Source organism: Caballeronia sp. LZ008 (assembly GCF_031451435.1).
Lineage (GTDB): Bacteria > Pseudomonadota > Gammaproteobacteria > Burkholderiales > Burkholderiaceae > Caballeronia > Caballeronia zhejiangensis.
Genome location: NZ_JARUXK010000003.1, coordinates 770,413 through 788,555, shown reverse-complemented (window position 1 = coordinate 788,555; position 18,143 = coordinate 770,413). Strand labels below are relative to the sequence as shown.

Here is an 18,143-nt window from a genome sequence, read left to right as displayed (position 1 = left end):
AAATGAAAATAACGAACGTCGAAATATTCGATTGTGAAGTCAGCCGAACCGATCCGCGCATGGCGCGCTTCAATCCGGTCCTTATCCGTATCAATACCGATGAGGGAATCAGCGGCATCGGCGAAGTCGGCCTGGCCTATGGCGCGGGCGCAAAGGCGGGCGTCGGCATCGTGCGCGACCTGGCCCCGCGCATCATCGGCAAAGATCCGATGAAGGTCGAAGCGATCTGGGAAAACCTGTTCCGCGCAACGTTTTGGGGCATGGGCGGCGGAAACGTCTTCTACGCGGGCATGAGCGCGATCGATATCGCTCTGTGGGACATTCGCGGCAAAGCCCTGCGCGCGCCGGTCTATCAGTTGCTCGGCGGCAAGACAAACGAGCGGTTGCGCGCCTATGCCAGTCAACTTCAGTTCGGTTGGAGCGACACGCATCAAATGCTTACACGCCCCGAGCAGTACGCCGACGCAGCACGCAAAGCCGTCTCGCAGGGTTATACGGCGATCAAGGTCGACCCGTTGCAAGTCGACCGCAACGGCGGCCCGCCGCTCGATTGGGAAGTCAACCAGAACTACTTCGGGCTGTTACGAGCGGACCAGTTGCGCATGGGTGAGGAACGGATCGCGGCCATGCGCGAAGCTGTCGGGCCGGACGTCGACATCATCATCGAAGCCCACGCGCTGCTTGGGGTCAACGCAGCAATCCAGTTCGCGCGGGCTGTCGAGCCGTACAACATCCTGTTCTATGAAGAGCCGGTTCATCCGCTCAACATGGACAACATGGCGATGGTCGCGCGCAATACGTCTATCCCGATCGCGACCGGCGAACGCTGCTATACGCGTTGGGGTTATCGCGATCTGTTCGAAAAACAGGCCGTGGCCGTGATACAGCCGGATATTTGCCTTTGCGGCGGACTGACGGAGGCGAAGAAAATCTGTGACTATGCAAACCTGTACGACGCGACGATGCAGGCACATATTTGCGGCGGGCCGGTCTCGACTGCGGCAGCGCTCCACCTCGAAGCCGCGGTACCGAACTTCATCATTCACGAGCATCACACGCACAGCCTGAAGGATTGCGTGCGCGAGTTGTGCATTCACGACTATCAACCCGAGCGCGGCGACTTCTCAGTCCCGGATTTGCCGGGGCTTGGGCAAGAACTGAACGATGACGTCGTGAAGCGGTATCACGCCTTCACGATCGAATAAGCACACCACGCGCCCAGCGTTACTGCATTCGCGCGATGTCTGTCAACAGACGTCGCGTGCGCTCCGTGAAGCCACAGTTGATGTGTTCTGCAAGAATGATGCAGGCTCCGTCGACATCGTTTTCGACCAGCGCGCGGGTGACTGCACGATGCTCGTCAATCGATTTATTGATGTACTCGCGCGAGAACGTCAGGCGATTGCGCATCGCCAATACCTTCGTGCTTATCGTCGAGTAGCAATCGATCAGATAAGGGTTGTCCGAATGCCTGACGAGAATCTGATGAAACTCATGATCGAGCGCGCGATACGTTGCCAACTCGAACGTTGCGTGCAAGGCGCGTGCAGCGTCGAGGTTCCGGTTCAGTTCTTCCATGAGGCGGGCAGCGTTCTCGCGCATGGCGGAGCGAATGGCGGCCTGTTCGAGCGTAATGCGTAGCGTACTGATGTCGCAGATGTTCTTGTCCGTCAGCGAGAACACATACGTTCCCGACCGCGCTTTTATCTCGACGAGGCCGGCAATGCTCAATCGAAGGAGCGCTTCACGGACGGGCGTTTTGCTTAAGCCAAAAAGGTCGGACAGCCTGGATTCCGTGACTTGTTCCCCAAACTCCAGTTCTCCATTGACGATCAACTGTCGTAGCCGCTCCTCGGTGATCTCCGCCAGTGACTTCGGTGCATCAAAAGCAATTCGTTCAAGCCCTCTCACAGTCACCCCTTATCTTCGTCATCCGACATATTGTTTACGGAAAAAGACACATCGCTTCGGATCCAAGCATACTTTGCGACTGTGGCTTTTCTCTTCCGGAAGATTCTTATTTGCAATCCGAAACAATAGTGTGCGCGGAGTGAATGGGGTGCTCACCAGAATCGAGCGGAGGGGCCGCGCCGTCTATCCGACGATCGCCTCGCGCAATGTGACGGTGACAAGCCCGCGATCCGCCGCCGCGCGCAACACGGTGTCGAGCGCGGCGAGCACGACGGGCGCGCCGTTCGCGTCCCTTGCGGCGTGGCCATCGTGGACGAGCAGAATGTCGCGCGCAGCGAATCCGTTCAGCAAACGTCGCGAAACGAGCGATGCGTCGCCGGTGCGCGTATCGAAACCGCGCCGCGTCCAGCTGGCGAGCTGCAGGCCGAGCGCGCACAGCACCGGTTCGAGAAACGGATTGCGCAAGCCCGCTGGCGCGCGAAAGAAAAGGGGCCGCGTGCCTACGATTTCCTCGAACGTGGCTTGCGCAGCGTCGATCTCGCGCCGCAACGCGCCCGGTCCCATCAGCGAAAAATTATGCCGATGCCGCTGGCTGTGATTCTCGACGGCATGTCCACGCGCGACGATTTCCCGAACGATGTTCGGATAGACGCGCGCCCGCTCGCCGATGCAGAAGAACGTCGCCCGTACGCGATGCGCGTCGAGCAGATCGAGCACGCGCGGCGTCACGTCGGGATCGGGGCCATCGTCGATGGTGATGGCGATGCACGCGCCCGCCGATTCGGGGAGCGTCGTCCAGTTGTGGCCGAGCAGGGCGCTTCGCGGCCAGAGTCCCGCCGCCGTCAGCGCGAGATGCGACGCGATCACGCCGCCCGCCGCCCACGGCCACGTCGCGGGCGCGACGATCAGCGATGCCAGCGCGCCCGCGTGCACGGCCGCCGCGCCGCCGATCAAGGGCGTCGGCGTCCAGCGGCGCGGCTCGCCGGGCGCGTTCATCGCGACAATCCCGAGCGCGGCGCGAGAATCGCCGAGAACAGCAGCGCCAGAATCGCGCCGGGACCGACCGTCAACCCGAAGGTCTTGAGCATCGGCACGTTCGACAGCGCGAGCAGCCCGAAGCCGAGCACGGTCGCGAGATTCGCGATCACGAGCGAGACGAGCGTTTGCGGCGAAACCGCGTCGTTTTCGGCGTGCGCGCGATAGTTGAAGAAGAGCGCGTAATTCGAGCCGACCGCGACAATCAGCAGCATGCCGATCAGATGCAGGATCGTCAGCGACTTGCCCGCGAGCGCGAGGCTCGCGATCACGACGATCACCGCCGCGACGAGCGGCGCCAGCGTGCGCGCCGCGCGCACCGGTGAGCGCAGCGCGAGCACCAGCAGCACGACGATCGCGGCGAATCCGCCGAGCGACAGGCGAATGTCCTCGTGCACGTAGTTCCGGTAGAGGCGATCGGCTTCCGCTTTCATGTCGACGAACAGCGCGTCCGGCACGCGCGCCGCCGCGACCGCCGCGCGAATTTGGTGCACCCGCACGTCCGAGCCTTCGGCCGCGCGCAAGGGCAGCATCGCGGTCCAGCGGCCGTCGCGTTCGGTGAGGAGCGAATCGACGGCGAGCGCCATCGACGTGCCGCGCAGATCGGCGCGTCGCAAGAGCGGTTGCGCGCGCGCGGCTTCGACATCGGCGATGAAAGGCTCGAAAACCTCGGGCTTCACCTGGATCGTCTGATCGCGCAGGGCGGGCGCGAGACGCGCGCGCAAGGTATCGGCATCCGGCAGGCTCGCGATGCGCGCGCGCTGCGCGGCGTCGCTCGGCAGATACGTCGCCGGGCTTTCGAAACCGGCGATCACGCGGGCATCGACGAGCGGCTGCAATTGCCGCGCGACGGCTTCCGCGCGCTCGAGCGCGGCCTGCTCGCTCGCCGCCGACACCACGACGAGATAGCGCACGTCCGGCGCGCCGACATCCGCGCGCAGGCGTTCGTCGAGATCCTGGCTCGCCTTCGGAACCGGGCTGAGCGACGACAACTCCTGGCTCCACAAGCCGTGCCGCTGCATGAGCAGCGTCGCGAGCGCGGCGAAAAGCAGCACCGCGAGCGCCACGCGCAAGTGCGACGCGCGCGCGGCGAAACGCGCGAGCACATTGCCGAGGCGCGAGACATCGCGAATCGCGAAGCCTTGCGGCAGCAGATGCGGCAGCACGAAGCGCGTGACGATGCCCGCCGTCGACAAACCGACGATCGAATACAGCCCAAGCTGCACGAGGCCCGGAAAGCCGGAGAAGAGCATCGAGGCGAAGCCGCAGATCGACGTCAGCACGCCGAGACGGATCGTCGGCCAGAAGCCCGCGACCCAGTCCTTCAGCGATTCGCGCCGTTGAACGCCCGCCGATTGCACGAAGAGATAGATCGAATAGTCGACCGCCTCGCCGATGAGCGTCGTGCCGAAACCGAGCGTCAGACCGTGGACCGTGCCGAACGCGAGGCTCACGGCGGCCACGCCCGCCGCGACGCCGGAAAGCACCGGCATCAGGCCGAGCAAGAGCGTCGGCACCGACCGATACACCGCGAGCAGCAGCACGACGATCAGCACGATGCTCGCCGCCGACAGCCAGCGCACGTCGCGCATGATCGTGTCGCGCGATTCGACGGCGATGACGCCCGGCCCCGTCAGCAGCAGGCGAAAAGGCGTCGCGCCCGGCGCGGCCTTGTCGAACGCGGCGCGGATCGCGGCCATCGCGCTCGCTTGCGCGTCGGTGTCGGAACCGGGGCCCGCGGTCTGCGCCAGCAACACGGCGCGCTGGCCGTCGCGCGATGCCCACACGCCGCCGTGCATCGCGGGCTGCGCGCCGCTGTCGAGACGGCTGACGAGCGCGGTGACTTCGCCGGTCGGATCGTGCGGCAGCAAGTCCTTCGTCATCATGCCCGCGGACGAGGCGAGCAGGTCGAGACTGTCGGCGAGCGCGTCCTTCAGGCCGGATTCGCTGAAGCGCTCGGGCGTAACCGATGGACTCAGTCGATAGCGATGCTCGAACACGAAGCGCTCGTCGCGCGCCTGTCCGACCGGCTCGCCGTTGTTGATCGCCGAAAAGCGCTTGTCCTCGCGCAGCGTCGCCGCGATTTTGCGCGACAGGCCGGCGCGCGCGTTGGCATCGCCGCCCTCGATGCCCACGAGAATCAGCCGCGACACGAGCCCGTCGCGCAACTGCTCGACGAGCACGCGCTGCTGCTCGCTCGGCGTGCGCGGAAGGAAAGCGGAGAGATCGGCGGAAAAGCTCGCGCGCGCGATGATCGCCGCGCACGCCGCGAGAAAGCACAGCCAGACGATGACCGCCGGCTGACGCAAGGACCGCGAGACCGCGCGCATGCCGCGGTCAGTGCGCCGACGCGTCTTGCAGGCGCATCAGCGAGCGGTCGCCGTCGGCCTGGCGAATCTCGACGCGCGCGAGCGCCGCGCCCGTGCCTGCGAGCGTGATCGAGCTGACTTTCTGCTGCATGCGGGAATCGATCGGCACGAGCGTCATCGTCCAGTCGTTGCCTTTGCCGTCGATCGAAACCTTGTACGCGTTTTCGAGCGCGAAGCGGTTGCCCGCGAGCGTCGCGCGAATGCTTTCGATGAACGCGCCCAGTTCCGGATAGTTGCGCAGCGGGATCGTGATTTTGCGGCCGTTGCGGTCGACGGTGAGCATGTCGCCATCGACGACAAGATTCTCCGGCTTCGGACTCGTCGTGTGCTTTTCCAGATGATCGGGCGCGACGAACACGAGCTCGCCCGACGATTCGAGCGGCGCCTGCGCGATCTTCAGATAACGCGTCTCGGTGAAATGCGCGCGGCCCGATTTCTTCGCGCCGAGCGTGTTCATCAGGCGATCGAGCGTCCAAGGGGCGTCGGCGGCGGCACTGATCGTCGATGCAGCCGACAGCAAGGCGGCCGTCAGAACGGCGGCGAAAATTCGCATGAGTTCAGGAATCCCTCGTCGCTTCCCGCAGCGGCGCCGCGCTCGCGGGCGCGTTGTCCTGCGCGGCGCTCGTCTGCCAGAAATCGAAATAGTTGAACCAGTTGTACGGCGCGGCGCGGCAATACTTGTCGAGCAGCGCGACATAGCGCGTGAGCGCGGCATCGACGGCGGCGGCGCGCTCGCCGCGCTCGATCTTCGAGAAATCGGCGAGCGTTTCGAAATGGATGTCGTAGCGATTGCCGCCGAGATACAGCCCCGTCATGAAGACGACCGGACGGCGCAGCACCGCCGCCATATGCAGCGGCCCGAGCGGAAACGCGGCGGGCGCGCCGAGAAAGTCGCGTTCCCTGAGCGCGTCGCCGGCCTGGGGCAGCGTGCGGTCCGCGAGAATGCCGACGAGGCTGCCCGCATCGAGCCGCTCGCGCACCTTGAGCATCGCATCGACTTTGCCGAGACCGATCACATCGTGATGCGCGGCCGGATTCACGGCGGCGAGAATCGCGTTGATCTTGCGCGCGTTCTCTTCATACATCGTGATCGCGATGCGGATATGCGGCTGCGCCCGCCCGATCGCGCGCACCACTTCGAAGCTGCCGAGATGCGCGCCCATCAAGAACGCGCCGTGTCCGCCGGCGAGCGCCGCTTCGACATCCTCGACGCCGTGCGTGCGGATATCGAACAGATCGAAGCGCTCGTTGAGCAGATAGATGCGGTCGTGAATCGTCGATGCGAACGAAAACACATGCCGATACCCGTCGCGCCAGCCCGCATGCCGCCCGAGCGCGCGATTCAGATAGCCGCGCGACGCACGCCGCGCGCGCGGCGCGAACACGACGAAATACGCGGTGATGATCCGCAGCAGCACGCGCCCGATGCGCCGTCCGAAGCGCAGCGATATCCACGTCATGAAGCGCAGCAACGCGAGGTTGCTGCGTTCCTGGCGGTCGGCCCAGTCGTCGCGGTTGCGTGGCTTGTTCACGATGCTCGAGCGTCCCCGGCGGACGGCGCCGCGAGCGCGCCGCTCGCCACCGCGCGTGCCCCCGCGCGAATCGTGAAGCGGATCGCGCCGCTCGCCGCCGTTTCGTAGGCGATATCGAGCGCCTCGCCCGGTTTCGCCGGACTCAGGAATTTCGCCGATTCGATCCTGCACGCGTCAGCGCTCGTGCCGAGCGCGGCGCCGATCGCGTCGAGCGCGTGATCGAGCAGGACGACGCCCGGCACGATCGGATGGCCGGGGAAATGTCCGGCGAGCGCGGGATGATCCGGCGGCACGGTGAAGCTCAACGCCGCGCGCCGCTTGCGTTCCTGCTCGATCAGTTGCGTGAGCACGTCGCGCGGCAGCTTGCCGGTCGCGTTGCGCGGCAGCGTTTCGACGAACAGCAGCGGACGCGGCATGAACGCGGCGTCGATGCGCTCGCGCAACGCGCGCTGCAAGTCCGCCACGGCAAGCCTCGGCGCGACGACGAGCGCCATCAGACGGCGCACGGGTTCGCTGTCGGCTTCCGTTTCGTCAGGCATGTAGAACACGCCGTCGACCACGCCCGGCACCGCGTTCAGCTGATGATTCAAATACGCGAGCGACGTGCGCTTGCCCGCGATGTTGATGAGATCCGCCTTGCGCCCGTGCAGCAGAAAATGCGTCTCGTCGATGAGTTCGAGCGCGTCGCCCATCGGCACCGGCGTTTCGACGTGTCCGCCCGACGCCCACATCGTCGGTTCGCCGGGATCGTCGGCATCGTCGGCGCGTGGCGTCAGCGCGATGTCGGGAAACAATTCCCACGCGGCGGTGCGCGCAGTGCGGCGCGTCGCGATCTGGCCCGTTTCGGTGCTGCCGTAGATTTCCATCAGCGGCGCGTCGAGGCGCGCTTCGGCGTCGAGCGCGAGTTTTTCCGAAAGCGGCGCGGTCGCCGACAGCACGAGCGATGCGCGCGGCAACGCTTCGTCGTTGGCAAAGAGCGCGCGCAGATGGATCGGCGAGCTGACGAGCACGCGCGGTTCCGGCACGGCGTCGAGTTCCGCGCGGATATCGACGGGATAGAACGGCTGACGGTTGCTGAACGCGAGGCCGCCGATGAGCGCGAGCAGCACCGTCGATTCGAAGCCGTACATGTGCTGCGGCGGCACCGTGCCGATGAGCGTCGCGCGGGCTTGCCCGAGCAGGCCGAGCCGGTCGGCGGCGGCGCGCACGTTCTTCACGAGAAAGCCCCACGTCTTGCGATGCGGCACCGGCACACCGGTCGAGCCGGACGTGAACACGTACGCGACGACGCGCGCCCCGTCGATATGCGGAACCTGCGCTTCGCCGGAAACGTCCACGTGCGCAACCTCCGGATAGCGAAAGCGCGGCAGATCGATCGCGCAATCGTCGCTGTCGTGCAGGCAAAACGCGTCGGGCGCGAACGAGGCGAGGGCGCGCACCATTTCCGGCGTGTGTGTCGAAGGCAGCAGGCTCGTCTTGCCCGCGACGAGCGTCGCGCACAGGCTCACCGTGAAGCGATACCGGTCCGTACACACGTTGAACACATGCCCGCCTTCGGGAAGCGCATCGGCGAGCGCGCGGACATCGGCGAGAAAGTCGCGCACGGAGACGCTCGCGCCGTCGCGCCAGGCGATGGTCTGATCCGGCGATGTGTGGAAAACCAGCGGAAAAGTCTGCATGTGCGATGAATTCGACGGCATCACTGCGCTCCGCTGCGACGCATCTGCATCGAATGCGCGTAGGCGCGAACGGCGTCCATGATGCTCGACGGCTCCATGTCCGGCAGCGCGATGCGCCGGCACGCGTATTCGGCGACGAACATGAGCCCGACGAGCGGCAGCGCGAGATAGTTGGCGAACGTGGACCACGTGACGATCGATGCGAACGCGAACAGCATCGTCGATACGAACGCGGTCGCGACGAAGAAGAGCGTCCATGCCAAGGTGACACGCCGCGTGTAGCGCGCGACGCGCGACTCCAGCTTGCCGTGGACCATCGTCGCGAACTGCGTGCAGAGCGGCTCGCGGCCCGGTCCGAGCGTGCGGCCGAACATCCACGCGAGCGCGAGATTGAAGCTCGTGTGTTCGATCCACAGCCCCCAGCCGAAATGCGCGGTGAGCGGCGCACGCGCGAGCCAAAGCGCCATGCAGCCGAGCGCCCAGAGCGGCAAGAGCCACGCGCGCGCGTTCGAGCGCACGGCGGCGTTCAGCGCGATCAACAAAAGGGGTGCGAGCACGAGCGCGAGGCCGAGTCCGTGCGCGCCGGGCGCGGACGCGGCATGGTGCGCGCCAAGCTGATACGCGACGATCGCGGCAACGACGCCCGCCGCGCGCAGAAAGCGGGTGGCGTTCATCGGCGCGCTCCCGCGGGAGGCGACGGGCGCTCGAAAACCGCTGGTCGATGAAAAAAGGTACGCAACATGGGATGCGGCTGCGGCGCTCTTTAGTGAACGCTCGGTTGTTGAAGAAAACTCGGCAGTCGCCCGCCTGACGATCATTTTCCCGCGCCGGTGCGCGGGCGGTCTGTAACCGATTGTTCGATGATCTTACATTCGTCAGACGCGCGAATTTTACCCTACCGACGCAGGGGTCCCGTCACGCGGCGAACTCCCTGATTTTTCTCAAAATTACACCGGTGCAGGATGCCATGCGGCCAGTTACCTTTCCTACTAGGCGTCCCAAGGGGCATCGTCTAGAATTTCGCCACTGCAATTATCTCGATAACAGGCAGCCGACGACGTGCGGATAAGCGGGGCGCACGTTTTCCGAGCCGCCCTTGGCGCCTCCCTGCGCTGGCCTGTACACACGATGAATGAACTGGAAAGAGAGCTCGCCGAGCTGATCGTCGCCGAACTGAATCTCGAGGACGTCGATCCCAAGGCCGTCTCGGCCGATACGCGGTTGTATGAAGAAGGTTTCGGGCTCGATTCCATCGATATTCTGGAGATCGCGCTCCTGATCTCGAAGAAGTACGGCTTCGAACTGCGCTCGGACAATCCGGACAATCAGAAGATTTTCGCGAGCCTCGGCGCGCTCGCGGCGCACGTCGCCGCGCATCGCACGCGATAAGGCCATGCGCGCGCTCGTGACAGGCGGCAGCGGCGCGATCGGACAAGCCATCGGCCGGTCGCTCGGCGCGGCCGGACACGAAGTCTGGATTCACGCGAACGGCGGCATCGAGCGTGCTGAAAGCTGCGTGCAAGCCATTCGCGCGGCGGGCGGCACGGCGCATGCCATCGGTTTCGACGTGACCGATCCCGACGCCACCGACGCCGCGCTCGCGCGCATCCTCGCGGACGGCCCGGTGCAGATTCTCGTGAACAACGCGGGCATCCACGACGACGCGCCGATGGCCGGCATGACGCGTGAGCAATGGAAACGCGTGCTCGACGTCACGCTCGACGGTTTTTTCAACGTCACGCAGCCGCTTCTGATGCCGATGATCCGCACGCGCTGGGGACGCATCGTCAACATGTCGTCGCTGTCGGGTTTAATGGGCAATCGCGGGCAGGTGAACTATGCCGCCGCGAAGGCCGGGCTGATCGGCGCGACGCGTGCGCTGGCGCAGGAGCTCGCGTCGCGCGGCATCACCGTGAACGCGGTGGCGCCCGGCGTCATCGATTCGCCGATGCTCGGCAGCGCCTTTCCGCCCGAGCGCATCAAGCAACTGGTGCCGGCCCAGCGCGCGGGCACGGCGGAAGAAATCGCGGGCATGGTCGCGTATCTGGTGTCGGATGCGGCGGCTTATGTCACCGGGCAGGTCCTGTCGATCAACGGCGGGATCGCCTGAACAGCACACCGAGGGACGCAGATGAGTGAAACGACGCAAACCTGGGATGTCGTCGTGATCGGCGGCGGACCGGCCGGATCGACCGCCGCGACCCTGCTCGCGGACGGCGGCTATCGCGTGCGCGTGCTGGAGAAGGCGCGGCATCCGCGTTTTCATATCGGCGAATCGCTGTTGCCGGCGAACTTGCGGCTGTTCGAAAAGCTCGGCATCGCGGATGAAGTGCGCGCCATCGGCATGGTCAAGCTCGCGGCCGAGTTCGTATCGCCGCAGCACGACAATCGCATGCAGCGTTTCCTTTTCGCCGATGCGTGGGACAAGTCGATGCCGAGCGCGTATCAGGTGCGCCGCTCCGAGCTCGACGACATCCTCTTGCGCAACGCCGCGAAGCACGGCGCGCAGGTGAGCGAAGGCTGCCGCGCGCGCGATGTCGCGTTCGCGCCGGATGGTTCGAGCGCGACGATCGACGCCGAACACGACGATGGCCGCATCGAGCACGTGCGGGCGCGTTTCGTCGTCGATGCTTCGGGGCGCGACACGCTGCTCGCGAATCACTTCAAGACGAAGCGCCGCAACGAACGGCACAACTCGTCGGCGCTGTACGGCCATTTCCGCAACGCGCGCCGCAACGAAGGCGAAAACGAAGGCAACATCACCGTGTTCTGGTTCGAGCACGGCTGGTTCTGGTTCATTCCGCTCGCGGACGGCGCGACGAGCGTCGGCGCGGTCGTGTGGCCTGCGTATCTGAAGCAGCGTCCGAAGGGCACGTCGGTCGAGACGTTCTTTCGCGAGACCATCGCGATGTGCCAGCCGCTCGCCGCGCGCCTGAAGGATGCCGAACTGATCAGCGAAGTCCACGCGACCGGCAACTACTCGTACACCGGCGACATGACGCACGGACGCAACTTCCTCTTGCTCGGCGATGCGTTCGCGTTCATCGATCCGGTGTTCTCGTCCGGCGTGATGCTTGCGATGCAGAGCGCGTTCGCGGGCGCGGATGCGATCGACGCCGCGCTGACGAATCCCGCGAACGCGCAAGCCGCGCTCGCGAAGTTCGACCGCGACGTGCGTCACGGTCCGCGCGAGTTCTCGTGGTTCATCTATCGCATGACCTCGCCGACGATGCGCAATCTCTTCATGGGCCCGAGAAATCCGCTGCGCATGAAGGAAGCGCTGCTGTCGCTGCTCGCGGGCGATATCTTCGGCTCGACGCCGATCTGGCATTCGCTGCGTGCATTCAAGGGCATCTATTACATCTCGGCCGCGCTCGACTGGCGCAATTCGCTGCGCGCGTATCGTCAGCGCCGCCGCAATCTGCGCGATGCGCAACGCGCGGAGCTATCGGCCAATTGATGATGCTCGATCGGTGCCGCGATGAGTGACGCTCATCGGAAATTCGGCGCGGCGGACGGCAAGGGTTCGCTTGCCGGCGCGCTCGAATCCGCATGGCAATGCGTGGCGTTCTATTTCGCGCTCGTCGTGCTCGCGCTCGTCTGTCTCGCGTGGTTTCCGTTCGCGTGGATTCTGCGCCGCGTATTGAGCGTCGATGCGGGCCGGCGCGTCGGACGAGCCGTCGTGCAGCGCGTGTGGCACGGCTATTTCGTGCTGCTGCGCACGCTCGGCGTATGCCGCTTCGATCTCTCCGGACTCGACGCGCTCGCGGGCCAGCCCGCGATGATCCTCGCGCCGAATCATCCGTGCCTGCTCGATGCGCTGCTGATCGCGTCGCGCGTGCCCGACACCTGCTGCGTCATGAAGGGCGATGTCGCCGGCAACGTGTTTCTCGGGCCGGGCGCGCTGCTCGCGGGTTATATCGTCAACGATACGTCCGTCGGGCTGATTCGCGCCGCCGTCGCCGAACTGCAGCGTGGCAGTCCGCTGTTGCTCTTTCCCGAAGGCACGCGCACCGAAAGCGCGGCGGTGAATCCGCTGAAGGGCGGCATCGCGCTGATCGCGGCGCGCGCGCAGGCGCCGGTCCAGACGTTGATTATCGAAACGGATTCCGGTTTTCTCGGCAAGGGCTGGCAGATCTTCAGGAAGCCCGCGCTGCCGATCACCTATCGCGTGACGCTCGGCCGCCGCTTCGCGCCGCCGGGACGCGATCACGCTGCGCTGCAGGCGTTCATCGCCGAATTGCAGCGCTTTTATGCGGGCGAACTCGACGCGCATCGCATCCGCGACTGAAAGCATCGGCGTCGGCAGACTTTAAAATTCGTCGCAACTCATTCCGCTTTTTTTTTGCAATGCCTTCCACACGCGCATCGTCCACGCACTTCGTCCTCATTCCGAGCTACAACCCCGGCGAGAAAGTCGATGAAACCGTGCGCGGGGCGCGCGAGCAGTGGAATCCGGTGTGGGTGGTCGTCGACGGCAGTACCGACGGCAGCGCCGAACGCCTCGTCAAAATGGCCGAAGCCGACGACGGGCTGCGCGTGATCGTGCTGCCAGAAAATCGCGGCAAGGGCGCGGCAATTCTCGCGGGCATCGACGAAGCGGCGAAGCTCGGCTTCACGCACGTCCTCACGATGGACTCCGACGGACAACATCCCGCCGCGCTGATCCGCACGTTCATGGAAACGTCGATGAAGGCGCCCGATGCGATGATCCTCGGCCGCCCGAAATTCGATGCGAGCGCGCCGCAACTGCGCGTGCAGGGACGGCGCATCTCGAACGGCTGGGCGAATCTCGAAACGCTGTGGATGGGCATCGGCGATTCGCTCTACGGCTTTCGCGTCTATCCGATCGCGCCGCTCGCCGCGCTGATGCATGCGCAGACTTTCATGCGCCGCTTCGACTTCGATCCGGAAGCGGTCGTGCGCCTGTGCTGGCGCGGCGTGCGCCCGATCAACGTCGACGCGCCCGTGCGCTACTTCACGGCCGAGGAAGGCGGCGTCTCGCACTTCCACTACGGCCGCGACAACGCGCTGCTGACGTGGATGCACATGCGGCTTTTCCTCGGCTTCCTCGCGCGCCTGCCCTGGCTTGCGTGGCGTCGTTTCAGCGCGCGTCGCTGACCGTCGAGTTCATCGCGACGCCCGCGATCAGCGTGTTCGCAAGCACGATGTCGTGAACGTTGTACGCGTAGATCGGGCCGGGCGTCGTCGCCGTTGCGGGTCCGGCCGCGACCGGCGTGCCGAAATCGCAATCCGTGATCGTGACGCCGGTGATCGCCGGAATCGCGGGCGTCGGCGCGGGGCCGTTGTAATCGAACGCGACCGGGCCTTGCGCGACGATTGCCTGAAAACACGATCCGCTCACGCCGTTCAGCGACACGTTGCTCGCCTTCAGGTTCGAGATGTTCACGTTCTGCACGAGCGCGGGCCGCGTGCGGATCGCATCTTTCGACGGCTGATAGTCGCAATCGAACGTGATGATGCCGCCCTGCGCCGCCGATGGATTCGCCGCCGTCGCCGTCGCCACGCCGAGCGGCACCGTCGCGTTGATCGGGCTGCCCGCGAGCAGACTGCTGCCGTAACCGGAAGGCGTGAGGCTCACGCCGTTGGGCAGCGTCACGTTGTCGACGTAAAAGTCCTTCACGAAGCCGCCGCGATTCATGTTCGTCTTGATGCGGATCGCGATGTTCAGCGAATTCGTCGCCCAGAACTTGTTGAGCATCTGCAGGTTGCGCGCGTAAATTGTCTGCACGCCACCGCCCATTTCGCTGCCGAGCGTGATGCCGCCGTGGCCGCTGTTCATCGTGCAGTTCTGGATGACGTGGTTCTGCGCCGGGCCGTACTGCGTGTCGAGATCCTTGCCCGACTTGATCGCGATGCAGTCGTCGCCGGTGTTGAACGTCACGTTCTCGCAGAGGACCGTGTCGCAGGCGTCGGGATCGAAGCCGTCATTGTTCGGGCCGATGCTGTCCACCGTCACGCTGCGCATCACGACGTTGCGGCAATCGGTCGGATGATGCTGCCAGAACGGCGTGTTGTTCGTGCGATAGCTTTCCATCAGCACGTTCGTGCAGCCGATGAATTCCACCATGCACGGCCGCAGATAATGGCCGATGCCGAAGATGCGCTTTTCGATGGCGACGCCCGCTTCCGATAGCGCCGGCAGATAGTTCTGGTCCTGCTGCCACGGCGTGGCCGGATCGGTGAGCTTGGTGTAGAGCGCATCGGCGATGCCGGGCACGGCGGTCTTCAGGTCGACGTTGTTCGCATTGACCGATGCCTGCGATGGCGTCGACGAATTCACGCAGCCGTAGACGCCGCTATTGCCCTTCCACGTCCACCAGCACGTCGCGGTGTTGCCGCTGCCGGCGAATGGCGTCATCGCCTGGCCGTTGAGCACGGAGCTGTCGCCTTCGCCCGTCACCGCGATGTTCGTCTGATTGCGCGCGTAGACCGGCGGGCCGTAGTTGAGGCAGTCGTTCGCCTGCCAGCGGCTGTAGTAGAGCTTGCCGTTCGCGCCGCAATCGACCGGGCCATCCTTCGCGTAGTCGGCGGGATTCGGGCTGAAGTAGATCGTGCAGTTCGCGGACAGATGAAAGTCGACGTTCGACAGCAGCACGATCGGTCCCGCGCAATACCACGTTCCCGACGGCACGACGACGTGTCCGCCGCCCGCCGCGTTGCAGGCCGCGATGGCCGCGAGAAACGCGGGGCGCGAATCGAAGGAGCCGGGCGCGTGGGTCTGGTCCGCGCCGGTGCTCAATGGCGACTTCGCCGGATCGGTGTATGGATTCGCCGCCGCGACGACCGCGCACGTTTTCGCGCCGTAATCGGTGACGAGGAACTGGCGGCTCGGAAACATCGACGTCGAGACGCTCTGCAGCGCGTTGACGATCTGCGTCGCGGAGCCGGACGGGCCCCAGATCGGGTCTTGCGCGGCGGGCGGCGTCGGCGAGCCGGAGGCGGAATCGGAGTCGTCGTGGCCGCCGCAACCGGCGAGCGCGCCGAATGTGCTCATCGCGCCGAGCAGCGGGGCGCCCGCCGACAGCCCCGCGAACTTCACGAACGCGCGGCGCGCGCGGTTTTGTGGGTGCTTCATCGATCGTCTCCTGATCGTTTATTTATCGGATGTCGTATCAGTTTGCGTACAAGGCAAACGTTATCCAAGACGCAGGAGACGCGTCAACTCGGTGCAAACGCGTAAGGAAATATAAGACGTCGTATGTGATGGATCGGAAAAAATGTCTCAATCGGTCTTCTTGAGCGCGAGCCGCGCTTCGAGCCCGCCGCCTTCCCGATGATGCAGCGTGAGCGACGCATCCATCGCGAGCGTGAGCTGGCGCGCGATCGCGAGCCCCAGTCCGGTGCCGCCCGTTTGCCGGTTGCGCGAATCTTCGAGCCGCACGAAGGGCTCGAACACCGCGTCCAGCGATTCTTCCGGAATGCCCGGCCCGCGATCGAGCACGGAGATGACGGCGCGTCCGTCGTCGCGCGTCGAGACTTCGATTTCCGCCTCGCCGGCATACTTGATCGCGTTATCGACGAGATTGCCGATAACGCGCTTCAAGGCCTGCGGCGGCGCCATCAGTGCACCGCCGATGTTGCCCGACAACCTCACCGATTGTCCTGCATCGAGATAATCGTCGACCATGGTTTCGATGAGCGCGTCGGCATCGATGCGGCGCGGCGCTTCGTTCGTGCCGTGCAGCGTGCGCGCGTAGGTCACGCCTTCCTTCACGAGCGATTCCATCTCCTTCAGATCCTGCTGCAGCTTCGCGCCGGTCGATTCGTCGTCCATCACGTCGACGCGCAGCCGCATACGCGTGATCGGCGTCTGCAAATCGTGCGTGATCGCCGCGAGGATCTGCATGCGTTGGGCCATGTACATCGAAACGCGGTCCTGCATCGCGTTGAACGCTTTGGCGGCGCGCGCGACTTCCTCCGGTCCCGATTCCGGCAGACGCTCGGCCTTGAGATCCGGGCCGAGCGTATCGGCGGCTTTGGCGAGGCGCTTGAGCGGGCCGGTTGCGAGGCGCACCGCGAGCCAGCAGCACGCGCCGAGCACGATCAACTGCAACGTGAGCACGAGCGGGAGCCAGCCGGACATCGGCATGCCGGCGACCGGACGCATGTCGATGGTGAGCGGCGAGCCATCCGACAGCTTCAGATGCACCTGAAAACGCTCCCTGGGACCGGGAACGGCGTTGACCGTCATCGGATAACGATTGGCGATGCCCGCGCCGATCGAGTTCGCGAAGCGTTCCGACAACTCTGCATCCGGCTTCGCGCCGGTCTGATCACCCGGTCCGAGGATGAACTCGTAGCTGCGACGCGCGAGACGCGGCAGCCACTGCGCACGCTCCTCCGGCGGCAGATGATCGAGCAGCGCGACCGAGCTCGCGACCTCGCGCTCGACGTAACCGACCATCATGTTGGTCATCGATTCGTCGCGCTCGCGCATGGTCAGAAGAAACGAGAATGTCTGGGCGAGCGCGAGCCCGACGACGAGTATCAGCGCGAGGCGCGCGAACAGCGTGCGCGGCCAGTGCAGCGGTGAACTGGAGGAAACGGTGCTCATTGAGAAGACTCGACCGGTTTGACTTCGGCGGAGAAGACGTAGCCTTCGCTGCGCAAGGTCTTGATGTAACGCGGCTCGCGCGCGGTGTCGCGCAGCCGTTGACGCAAGCGCGAGACGAGCAGATCGATGGAGCGATCGAATGCATCGGCCTGGCGGCCTTGCGTCAGGTTCAGCAATTGATCGCGCGTGAGCACGCGCTGGGCATTGTCGAGAAACACGCGCAGCAGACGGTATTCCGCGCCCGAGAGCGCGACCATCGTGCCTTCCGCGTCGAGGAGATGGCGCGCGGTCGTGTCGAGACGCCAGTCGCCGAATCCCAGCATCTGCGAGGTTTCGGTGACTTCCATGCCCGGCGGCAGCATGCGCGTGCGGCGCAATACGGATTTGATGCGCGCGAGCAACTCGCGCACGGCGAAGGGCTTGGGAAGGTAATCGTCGGCGCCCATTTCGAGGCCGAGAATGCGGTCGGCTTCCTCGTTGCGCGCGGTGAGCATCAGCACCGGCACATGGCGGAACTTGCCCGCGCGCAGCTCGCGGCACAGCACGAGGCCATCCTCGCCGGGCAGCATCAGATCGAGCACGATCAGATCCGGCGCGCCTTGCTGCTCCAGCACGGCGCGCATCTGCCGGCCGTTCGCGGCGAGCGATACACGCATTCCGTTTTTTTCGAGGTATTCGGCGAGCAGTTCGCGGATGCCGCGATCGTCGTCGACGATCAAAACGTGATCAGTGGTTTCCATCGATGGATCGTTGTCGTTGACGCTTGAGTTGCATCCGGCTCGGGCTGACCAGCAGACACTGAACCGGATGGGCCATTTCCGTCGCGATCCCGCCGATGAGAAAGGCGAAGACCGCCAGCATGCGTTTCATCCGAAGCTCCCGCCGATTGCGATGACTGCGTTATAGCGCGCTTCGGCGGACGTTTTGTATCGCAGTGTATCCCGCATGTCGCGCGATACATAACATTGCGCAGCGCGCCTTTATCCGACACAAGCGGGATACGCGCGCGCAGTCCAATGCGGTCATGCCGATGCGAACG

The 18,143-nt window shown here is 65.1% G+C and carries 17 protein-coding genes; 6 read left to right on the top strand and 11 right to left on the bottom strand.

Going from position 1 to position 18,143, the window contains the following annotated elements; all coding sequences use genetic code 11:
* Window positions 1-2 precede the first annotated feature (2 nt).
* Complete coding sequence (locus QCE49_RS22595) at window positions 3-1,205, top strand: mandelate racemase/muconate lactonizing enzyme family protein (RefSeq protein ID WP_250457356.1); 1,203 nt, start codon at window positions 3-5, stop codon at window positions 1,203-1,205.
* A gap of 19 nt (window positions 1,206-1,224) precedes the next feature.
* On the opposite strand, the gene QCE49_RS22590 is transcribed toward QCE49_RS22595, so the two are convergent.
* The 7 genes from QCE49_RS22590 to QCE49_RS22560 form a co-directional block, all read right to left on the bottom strand.
* Complete coding sequence (locus QCE49_RS22590) at window positions 1,225-1,911, bottom strand: GntR family transcriptional regulator (protein ID WP_175981043.1); 687 nt, start codon at window positions 1,909-1,911, stop codon at window positions 1,225-1,227.
* A 183-nt stretch (window positions 1,912-2,094) separates the two neighbouring features.
* Window positions 2,095-2,907 carry a polysaccharide deacetylase family protein gene (locus QCE49_RS22585; protein WP_250457357.1) on the bottom strand — a complete coding sequence of 271 codons (813 nt, stop codon included), beginning with the start codon at window positions 2,905-2,907 and terminating at the stop codon, window positions 2,095-2,097.
* Window positions 2,904-5,276: an MMPL family transporter gene (locus tag QCE49_RS22580; RefSeq protein WP_250457359.1), complete on the bottom strand. Its 2,373-nt coding sequence runs from the start codon at window positions 5,274-5,276 to the stop codon at window positions 2,904-2,906. The genes QCE49_RS22585 and QCE49_RS22580 overlap by 4 nt, the downstream gene beginning before the upstream one ends.
* A 7-nt stretch (window positions 5,277-5,283) precedes the next feature.
* Window positions 5,284-5,868: an outer membrane lipoprotein carrier protein LolA gene (locus QCE49_RS22575; protein WP_008348284.1), complete on the bottom strand. Its 585-nt coding sequence runs from the start codon at window positions 5,866-5,868 to the stop codon at window positions 5,284-5,286.
* 4 nt (window positions 5,869-5,872) lie between these two features.
* Complete coding sequence (locus QCE49_RS22570) at window positions 5,873-6,775, bottom strand: acyl-CoA synthetase (protein WP_250457428.1); 903 nt, start codon at window positions 6,773-6,775, stop codon at window positions 5,873-5,875.
* Window positions 6,776-6,843: 68 nt separating this feature from the next.
* Window positions 6,844-8,526 carry an AMP-binding protein gene (locus QCE49_RS22565; protein ID WP_250457429.1) on the bottom strand — a complete coding sequence of 561 codons (1,683 nt, stop codon included), beginning with the start codon at window positions 8,524-8,526 and terminating at the stop codon, window positions 6,844-6,846.
* Between the two features lie 20 nt (window positions 8,527-8,546).
* Complete coding sequence (locus QCE49_RS22560; protein WP_250457360.1) at window positions 8,547-9,200, bottom strand: hypothetical protein; 654 nt, start codon at window positions 9,198-9,200, stop codon at window positions 8,547-8,549.
* 454 nt (window positions 9,201-9,654) lie between these two features.
* Here QCE49_RS22560 and QCE49_RS22555 point away from each other — a divergent pair, with 454 nt between their 5' ends.
* From QCE49_RS22555 to QCE49_RS22535, 5 genes are read left to right on the top strand one after another with little or no spacing between them, the layout of a single operon-like run.
* Complete coding sequence (locus tag QCE49_RS22555; RefSeq protein WP_008348277.1) at window positions 9,655-9,915, top strand: phosphopantetheine-binding protein; 261 nt, start codon at window positions 9,655-9,657, stop codon at window positions 9,913-9,915.
* Window positions 9,916-9,919: 4 nt separating this feature from the next.
* A complete protein-coding gene (gene fabG, locus QCE49_RS22550) occupies window positions 9,920-10,636 on the top strand; it encodes a 3-oxoacyl-ACP reductase FabG (protein ID WP_175981033.1) in 717 nt (238 codons plus the stop codon).
* 21 nt (window positions 10,637-10,657) lie between these two features.
* The gene (locus QCE49_RS22545) at window positions 10,658-11,986 is read left to right on the top strand and encodes an NAD(P)/FAD-dependent oxidoreductase (RefSeq protein ID WP_250457362.1); all 1,329 of its coding nucleotides are present in this window, start codon (window positions 10,658-10,660) and stop codon (window positions 11,984-11,986) included.
* A gap of 21 nt (window positions 11,987-12,007) precedes the next feature.
* Complete coding sequence (locus QCE49_RS22540) at window positions 12,008-12,817, top strand: 1-acyl-sn-glycerol-3-phosphate acyltransferase (protein WP_008348272.1); 810 nt, start codon at window positions 12,008-12,010, stop codon at window positions 12,815-12,817.
* 59 nt (window positions 12,818-12,876) lie between these two features.
* A complete protein-coding gene (locus QCE49_RS22535) occupies window positions 12,877-13,647 on the top strand; it encodes a glycosyltransferase family 2 protein (protein ID WP_250457363.1) in 771 nt (256 codons plus the stop codon).
* Here QCE49_RS22535 and QCE49_RS22530 read toward each other — a convergent pair.
* From QCE49_RS22530 to QCE49_RS22515, 4 genes are all read right to left on the bottom strand, one after another.
* Window positions 13,631-15,625: a glycoside hydrolase family 28 protein gene (locus tag QCE49_RS22530; protein ID WP_250457364.1), complete on the bottom strand. Its 1,995-nt coding sequence runs from the start codon at window positions 15,623-15,625 to the stop codon at window positions 13,631-13,633. The genes QCE49_RS22535 and QCE49_RS22530 overlap by 17 nt on opposite strands.
* A gap of 147 nt (window positions 15,626-15,772) precedes the next feature.
* Window positions 15,773-17,104 (bottom strand): ATP-binding protein, encoded by a 1,332-nt coding sequence (locus QCE49_RS22525; RefSeq protein WP_250457365.1) that lies wholly within the window; start codon window positions 17,102-17,104, stop codon window positions 15,773-15,775.
* Window positions 17,101-17,844: a response regulator gene (locus QCE49_RS22520; protein WP_008348266.1), complete on the bottom strand. Its 744-nt coding sequence runs from the start codon at window positions 17,842-17,844 to the stop codon at window positions 17,101-17,103. Before QCE49_RS22520 ends, QCE49_RS22525 begins: the two co-directional genes overlap by 4 nt.
* Window positions 17,831-17,974, bottom strand: coding sequence for a hypothetical protein (locus tag QCE49_RS22515; RefSeq protein ID WP_167561844.1), 144 nt, complete (start codon window positions 17,972-17,974; stop codon window positions 17,831-17,833). Before QCE49_RS22515 ends, QCE49_RS22520 begins: the two co-directional genes overlap by 14 nt.
* Window positions 17,975-18,143 lie beyond the last annotated feature (169 nt).

Coding starts and splice junctions, on each gene's coding strand:
- QCE49_RS22595 (WP_250457356.1), top strand. CDS start 3: ATGAAAATAACGAACGTCGAAATATTCGATTGTGAAGTCAGCCGAACC.
- QCE49_RS22585 (WP_250457357.1), bottom strand. CDS start 2,907: ATGAACGCGCCCGGCGAGCCGCGCCGCTGGACGCCGACGCCCTTGATC.
- QCE49_RS22580 (WP_250457359.1), bottom strand. CDS start 5,276: ATGCGCGCGGTCTCGCGGTCCTTGCGTCAGCCGGCGGTCATCGTCTGG.
- QCE49_RS22575 (WP_008348284.1), bottom strand. CDS start 5,868: ATGCGAATTTTCGCCGCCGTTCTGACGGCCGCCTTGCTGTCGGCTGCA.
- QCE49_RS22570 (WP_250457428.1), bottom strand. CDS start 6,775: ATGACGTGGATATCGCTGCGCTTCGGACGGCGCATCGGGCGCGTGCTG.
- QCE49_RS22565 (WP_250457429.1), bottom strand. CDS start 8,526: ATGCAGACTTTTCCGCTGGTTTTCCACACATCGCCGGATCAGACCATC.
- QCE49_RS22560 (WP_250457360.1), bottom strand. CDS start 9,200: ATGAACGCCACCCGCTTTCTGCGCGCGGCGGGCGTCGTTGCCGCGATC.
- QCE49_RS22555 (WP_008348277.1), top strand. CDS start 9,655: ATGAATGAACTGGAAAGAGAGCTCGCCGAGCTGATCGTCGCCGAACTG.
- fabG (WP_175981033.1), top strand. CDS start 9,920: ATGCGCGCGCTCGTGACAGGCGGCAGCGGCGCGATCGGACAAGCCATC.
- QCE49_RS22545 (WP_250457362.1), top strand. CDS start 10,658: ATGAGTGAAACGACGCAAACCTGGGATGTCGTCGTGATCGGCGGCGGA.
- QCE49_RS22540 (WP_008348272.1), top strand. CDS start 12,008: ATGAGTGACGCTCATCGGAAATTCGGCGCGGCGGACGGCAAGGGTTCG.
- QCE49_RS22535 (WP_250457363.1), top strand. CDS start 12,877: ATGCCTTCCACACGCGCATCGTCCACGCACTTCGTCCTCATTCCGAGC.
- QCE49_RS22530 (WP_250457364.1), bottom strand. CDS start 15,625: ATGAAGCACCCACAAAACCGCGCGCGCCGCGCGTTCGTGAAGTTCGCG.
- QCE49_RS22525 (WP_250457365.1), bottom strand. CDS start 17,104: ATGAGCACCGTTTCCTCCAGTTCACCGCTGCACTGGCCGCGCACGCTG.
- QCE49_RS22520 (WP_008348266.1), bottom strand. CDS start 17,844: ATGGAAACCACTGATCACGTTTTGATCGTCGACGACGATCGCGGCATC.
- QCE49_RS22515 (WP_167561844.1), bottom strand. CDS start 17,974: ATGAAACGCATGCTGGCGGTCTTCGCCTTTCTCATCGGCGGGATCGCG.